At 41.4% G+C, this 6793-nt stretch carries 4 protein-coding genes and 2 rRNA genes; 3 read left to right on the forward strand and 3 right to left on the reverse strand.

Features of this window, described 5'->3' with window-relative positions; translation table 11 throughout:
* Positions 1–42: 42 nt before the first annotated feature.
* The gene (locus tag I588_RS27110) at positions 43–2463 is read right to left on the reverse strand and encodes a hydroxymethylglutaryl-CoA reductase, degradative (protein ID WP_010755818.1); all 2421 of its coding nucleotides are present in this window, start codon (positions 2461–2463) and stop codon (positions 43–45) included.
* Positions 2464–2708: 245 nt separating this feature from the next.
* Between I588_RS27110 and I588_RS24950 the strand changes: the two genes are divergently transcribed.
* The 3 genes from I588_RS24950 (at position 2709) to I588_RS24965 (ending at position 5809) form a co-directional block, all read left to right on the forward strand.
* Positions 2709–3863 (forward strand): hydroxymethylglutaryl-CoA synthase, encoded by a 1155-nt coding sequence (locus I588_RS24950; protein ID WP_010755817.1) that lies wholly within the window; start codon positions 2709–2711, stop codon positions 3861–3863.
* A 518-nt stretch (positions 3864–4381) separates the two neighbouring features.
* A complete protein-coding gene (gene nrdI / locus I588_RS24960) occupies positions 4382–4828 on the forward strand; it encodes a class Ib ribonucleoside-diphosphate reductase assembly flavoprotein NrdI (protein ID WP_010755816.1) in 447 nt (148 codons plus the stop codon).
* 72 nt (positions 4829–4900) lie between these two features.
* Positions 4901–5809 carry a lactate/malate family dehydrogenase gene (locus tag I588_RS24965; protein WP_010755815.1) on the forward strand — a complete coding sequence of 303 codons (909 nt, stop codon included), beginning with the start codon at positions 4901–4903 and terminating at the stop codon, positions 5807–5809.
* Between the two features lie 106 nt (positions 5810–5915).
* Here the strand turns inward: I588_RS24965 and rrf are convergent.
* Positions 5916–6031, reverse strand: a 5S ribosomal RNA gene (rrf, locus tag I588_RS24970).
* Positions 6032–6095: 64 nt separating this feature from the next.
* Positions 6096–6793 (reverse strand): 23S ribosomal RNA (locus I588_RS24975); the annotation flags it as partial.

The following is a 6793-nucleotide window of genomic DNA, read 5'->3' on the forward strand; positions in this document are numbered from 1 at the left end:
GCAGTCTGCTAGTGAAAGACTGCTTCAGAACTTTTTTACTGTCTAAGTAGCACGCAGCTGGGTCAATATTTTCTCAGCTGTTGCCAAATTCATTTGAGGTGCTTGCTTCAACAATTGAACTACTTGTGGAATCTCGTTTTCCTGTGCGCCCACAGTTATCGCTAAGGAACGACTTTGCAAAGCCATATGTCCTTTTTGGATTCCTTCTGTTACTAAAGCCCTTAATGCTGCAAAATTCTGGGCTAATCCGACTGCTGCGATAATTTCAGATAAGGCTGCTGCTGACTCTGCTCCCAGCAGCTTGAGATTCAGCTGGGCTTTTGGCAAGACCTTAGTAGCTCCGCCAACAGTTCCAATTGCCATCGGCAGAACTATCCGACCTATCAGATAATCTTCTTCAACGATCCAGTCAGTCAATCCTTGGTAGCTGCCTTTTCTAGCAGCATAGGCATGAACTGCTGCCGAAACAGCTCGAGTATCATTACCTGTAGCCAAAACAACTGCTTCTACTCCATTCATGATACCCTTATTGTGAGTAGCCGCTCGATAAGGATCAAGTTTGGCATAGGCTGCTGCTGATGCCAGTTTTTCTGCCAGCTCTTCACCAATTGAAGCAATCGGCAGTCGACAGGTAGCCTCCACTAAGGAGTGAGTGGCATAGTTGCTTAAAATACTAAATAAAACATTTGCTTCAGGAATTTCGCTACGAATCTTTTGAGCAACACCTTCTAGCATTGTATTCAGAATGTTCGCTCCCATAGCATCCCTGACATCCACAATTAAATCAATCGAAACGTACCCTTGTTCTGGAAATGCGCGAAATTGAATATCCTTCAAACCGCCACCTCTTTGATAAATAGAAGGATACGCCAGTTGAGCCGCAGTAAAAAGCTCATCCCGATGCGCTTTCACCCATTGCTGAAGAAAAGCTGTATCACTAACCTCTTGTAAAACAACTTGACCTACCATTGCTCGTTCAAGTACCCGAGCTTCAAATCCGCCAAACTGGCCTATAATCTTGGCCGCATTGCTAGCTGCCGCAATAACTGAAGGTTCTTCCGTAGCCATGGGAACGTCTTTTGACTCATCGTTAATGATAAAATTGCGAGCCAGTCCCAGTGGAATAGCTACCTCACTAATTTGATTTTCGATTAAATTATTCGCAATTTTTTCCGGTAATACTGTTTCTTCTGCCAATTGTGCAGCTTCCTCAGCTGTAATTTTTTCTTCTGCAGCTAACAGAGCCAAACGTTCAGCTCTAGTCAGCTGATAGAACTTTTTTTTTTGCTCAGCGGCCTCATTATTTTTACAAATCATTAAAGCCAAGCCAATTCCGCCACCTACACAAAGACTAGCAATTCCACGTTGTTTATCTTCTTGAATTAATTCATGCAATAAAGTGGTTACGATGCGCGCGCCACTTGCTCCAATTGGATGACCAAGAGCAATTCCACCACCACGAATATTTAATTTCTCATCAGGCAGCTGCAATTCTCTTTGTACTGCCACAGATGCAGCGGCAAAAGCTTCATTGATTTCAAACAGGTCCACAGCATCTTGAGTCATATTTTTCTTTTCCAATAATTTTTCAATTGCCGAAACCGGAGCTACCCCCATAATACTAGGATCAATTCCAACTTCACTGTAGCCTTCAATCGTTGCTAAGTATGGTAAATTGTTCATTTTGGCATAGGTTTTAGAAGCTAAAACAAGGGCGGAGGCACCATCGTTTAACGTTGAGGCATTTCCAGCAGTTACTACACCATCTTCTTTAAAAGCAGCTTTTAAGCCAGCAATTTTTTCTAAGGTAGTATCTTGACGAATTCCTTCATCTACACTAAAAATGGTACCATCTGCCAATGTAACAGGCACAATTTCCATCTCAAAGTCGCCATTTTCACGTGCCTTGCCCGCCTTTTGTTGAGAGGCATAGGCAAATTCATCTTGCTCCTGACGAGAAACTTGATACACTTCCGAAACCTTTTCAGCCGTCAAACCCATGTGGCGACCGCTGAAAGCATCTGTCAAGCCGTCGTAAATCATACTTGAAAAAGGCTCTTGCCAGTCATTTTGAATAAAGTCATATTTAGTCAGCTTAGCTGCTTGCGACATATTTTCAGTCCCACCAGCTACTACAACCTCGGCTTCACCTAATTGAATTTGCTGCATCGCTAAAATAATTGCTTTGATTCCTGAACCACAAACTTCATTAATCGTCGTCGCTGGTACTTCATAAGGGATTCCTGCTTTAACAGCCGATTGACGGGCAACATTTTGACCATTGCCTGCTTGCAACACGTTTCCTAAAAAGACCTGACCAATAGCAGATTCTGAAACCTGCGCGCGTATGACTGCTTCCTTGATCGCAGCGGCTCCTAAATCAACAGCAGATATTGCTGCCAGGCTGCCTTTGTATTTTCCGATCGGTGTTCGAACAGCGCTTAAAATCACTATTTCTTCCAAGGTGCACCTCCAAAAAATTTTTATTTATATAAAGTTATTATGCCAAAAGATTTAGCTTCTCTGACTTTACCGTATCCATGTAAGCTTTTCAAGCTAGCGACGTATTTCTTAAAAATAGTTGAAACATTGGCAGGCTTCCATTTATGAATCAGAATTCCATATATTTTAACTTTTCTTAAGAATGAATCTGCCCAACTTCTGGCGTTTCTATGATATATTACAAAGGGAAGAAAAGGAGGGGCACTATGAAAATAGGGATTGATAAAATCAGTTTTCACGTACCAAATGATTATCTTGATATGACGGATTTGGCTGTCGCCAGAAACACTGATCCAAATAAATTTCACATTGGATTAGGTCAAGACAAAATGGCAATTATCCCCAAGACACAGGACATTATTACACTCGGTGCTGCTGCGGCAGAAAAAATAGTTACCGAAGAAGATAAACAAATGATTGATCTCGTAATTGTTGGAACCGAATCAAGCAATGATTTCTCAAAATCAGCGGCTGTCATTATTCACGGCCTACTGGGTATTCAACCATTTGCCCGTTCTTATGAAGTAAAACACGCCTGTTACGCAGGGACAGCGGCCTTGCAACAAGCACGTGATTATGTAGCAGCACATCCAACACGAAAAGCGCTTGTTATTGCTGCTGACATCGCAAAATATGGTTTAAATACAGGCGGTGAACCAACGCAAGGTTGTGGGGCAGTGGCAATGCTGGTTTCGGCTAATCCAAAAATCCTAGCTATAAATGATGACAGTGTCTTTTATTCAGAGGATGTCTACGATTTTTGGCGTCCATCCAATCACGAGTATCCACTTGTAGACGGACACTTATCAAATGAAATTTACATTAATTCTTTTACACGTGTTTGGGAACAAAACCTTAAGGTAAATCAAACAACATCAAACGATTACGCTGCTATTACCTTCCATTTGCCTTATACAAAAATGGGACGCAAGGCATTAAGAGCCATTTTTCCTAGCATGCCTGAAGAAGAACAGGTACGCTTAGAAACAAGATATGATGAAGCAGTTATTTACAGCCGTGAGGTAGGAAATCTTTACACTGGATCATTATATTTAGGACTAATCTCTCTATTAGACAATAGTCAAGCCTTAAAAGCCGGTGATCGAATTGGTATGTTCAGTTATGGTTCAGGTGCAGTCAGTGAATTTTTCTCTTTAGAATTGATGCCTGAATACCAAAATCGTTTAACAGCTACTGCTAACCAAGATTTATTGAAGAATCGTAAACCACTATCCATCGAAGCTTATGAAACAATGTTTGAAGACAAATTACCAATGGATGATGGTGAACATGAGTTTAACGATAAGACGCCTTTCGCAATCAATAAGTTGAAGGATGGCATTCGCTATTACAATCACTAATAAACAAAGGAGGTCTCAATTTTTTGAGGCCTCCTTTGTTGTACAAATGTTGTACAACAAAAGAGAAGCAAACGAGCGCTTCTCTGATATCCTTGAAATTTAGACAAAAAAAGAAAGTCTAGCAAGTTTAACGGCTGTGCCTTTTCTCTTCATTCCTTCTGTTACTCTGGAATATTCGCACTCTTTTTGACTTAGCTTGATTTCGCTAAATACAACCATTAAATTGAGGTAATGTTTTACGTTCCTCTTACTTGCTAGACTCGGTGCATTTGGTAAGGAGTTAACAAAAATCCCTACTTCCTTTCTGCCATACGGCATTCCATTTGAAATGGTGGAAACTCCATCCATTCCCTGCTGTAATAAATTACAACTGAGGGATTACTTCCCCTTACACTTATTTTATACCATAAAACCACACCTTTTGCAAGCGTTTACAATAATTTTTTAAGACTTTTTTTGACCTTTAGTCTAGCATTTCGATGATTCATGCTATAATACTTTTTTAGGAGGAATGAGCAATGAATCTATTATATATATCAATTTCGGGTAATACTAAATCTTTTGTAGAGCGTCTATCTGCCTTTGCTGAGAAACAACATGAGGTAGATAATACACTTCCCCTTTTTACAACTAAGGAAATTTCGGAGAATTCCCCCTTTGAGTCTGAGGAGGAAGCTTTTATCACTTTTGTACCTACTTATCTTGAAGGTGGGAATGGCGTTGATAACGGAGACACAGAAATATTAACTGAAGTGATGCGAGAATACTTGGAATATCAGGAAAATTACAAGCATTGCTTAGGAGTAATTGGCAGTGGAAATAAAAATTTCAATTATCAATATTGCCTGACTGCCAAACAGTATAGTGAAGCTTTTGGTATCCCTGTGCTGGCAGATTTTGAACTTCGCGGAACGGATGCCGATCTAAAACGTATCTACGAAGTTTTGAAAGATCTTTCTGTTTAATCATTTTCCCATAATGTTCTTGACTTTTTCTCATAATAAAGGCATTCTTTTTATCAGAAGGAGTGAGATGTATTGAAAAAAGCAGCAATTATTGGAGTAGGTCATGTAGGAAGCACATTGGCTTATACCTTGATTACTAGAAATATCGTAGATGAACTAGTACTCTTTGACAAAAAGGAAGGTCAACTTCTTTCAGAATACAACGACTTATTTGATGGACAGGTAGACCGCTACAATCATGTAAAACTGATTGATTCTAATTTATCAGAATTAGCCGATACGGATGTTCTGATTTTTTCAGCTGGTGATATTACTATCTTTGAGGGCAATTCTGATCGCTTTGCAGAATTATATTTAACAAAAGAAATCGTTGAAGAATGGGCGCCTAAAATTAAGGAGTCCGGCTTTAAAGGTATTCTCGTTAATATTACAAATCCATGTGACGTAGTAACTCAAAGACTTCAAGAATTAACAGGACTCCCTAAAGAGCGGGTATTTGGAACTGGAACAACTCTAGACAGTGCTAGAATGAAGCATGCTGTCAGTAAGAAATTTAATGTACATCCATCTTCGGTAGAGGGTTATGTACTAGGTGAACACGGTGAATCACAATTTGTTGCTTGGTCTAGTGTTAGAATTGGTGGTATTCCTATAGCAGAAATGCTCTCAGCTAGTGAGTTAGAAGAATTAGAAGGAATCGCACGGGCAGGTGGCTGGATTACTATGCGCGGCAAGGGCTATACCTCTTTTGGTATTGCAAACCAAGCTGCATTAGTTGTTGAGGCTGTCTTAAATAACAATTTTAAGGTTTTACCCGTCTCTAGCTATAGCGAAAAGGATCAATGCTATGCTGGACATCCTGCAAAAGTAGGTAGTACAGGAATCATTGAGGACTATCACTTTAGCTTAACCGAACTTGAAAAGCAAAAATGGGAAAAATCCATTGAAACAATCAAGTTTATGCATAGCACTGCGCTATAATATTACTTTCAAGCAATAGGTACAAAAGGCAAGTCCAAATTATTGGTGCTTGCCTTTTTAATTATCTATACAAAAAAAGATCATCCACAATTGGATGATCTACTTTGCGTGGCGACGTCCTACTCTCACAAAGGGAAACCCTTCACTACAATCGGCGCTAAGAAGCTTAACTTCTGTGTTCGGCATGGGAACAGGTGTATCCTTCTTGCCATCGCCACCACACTATTTACTTGAGTAAGTTTCGCTCACTCAAAACTGGATCAGAAAATAAACTCTTCCGAGTTTTTTGGTTAAGTCCTCGATCGATTAGTATCAGTCCGCTCCATACATCACTGCACTTCCACTCCTGACCTATCTACCTGATCTTCTCTCAGGGATCTTACTTTCTTAAAGAAATGGGAAATCTCATCTTGAGGTGGGCTTCACACTTAGATGCTTTCAGCGTTTATCCCTTCCCTACATAGCTACCCAGCGATGCCTCTGGCGAGACAACTGGTACACCAGCGGTAAGTCCATCCCGGTCCTCTCGTACTAAGGACAGATCCTCTCAAATTTCCAACGCCCGCGACGGATAGGGACCGAACTGTCTCACGACGTTCTGAACCCAGCTCGCGTGCCGCTTTAATGGGCGAACAGCCCAACCCTTGGGACCGACTACAGCCCCAGGATGCGACGAGCCGACATCGAGGTGCCAAACCTCCCCGTCGATGTGGACTCTTGGGGGAGATAAGCCTGTTATCCCCAGGGTAGCTTTTATCCGTTGAGCGATGGCCCTTCCATGCGGAACCACCGGATCACTAAGCCCGACTTTCGTCCCTGCTCGAGTTGTAGCTCTCGCAGTCAAGCTCCCTTGTGCCTTTACACTCTGCGAATGATTTCCAACCATTCTGAGGGAACCTTTGGGCGCCTCCGTTACTCTTTAGGAGGCGACCGCCCCAGTCAAACTGCCCATCTGACACTGTCTCCCAGCCCGATCAGGGCTGT

Origin of the sequence: Enterococcus pallens ATCC BAA-351, from assembly GCF_000407485.1 — a bacterium.
In the GTDB taxonomy this organism is placed as follows: domain Bacteria; phylum Bacillota; class Bacilli; order Lactobacillales; family Enterococcaceae; genus Enterococcus_A; species Enterococcus_A pallens.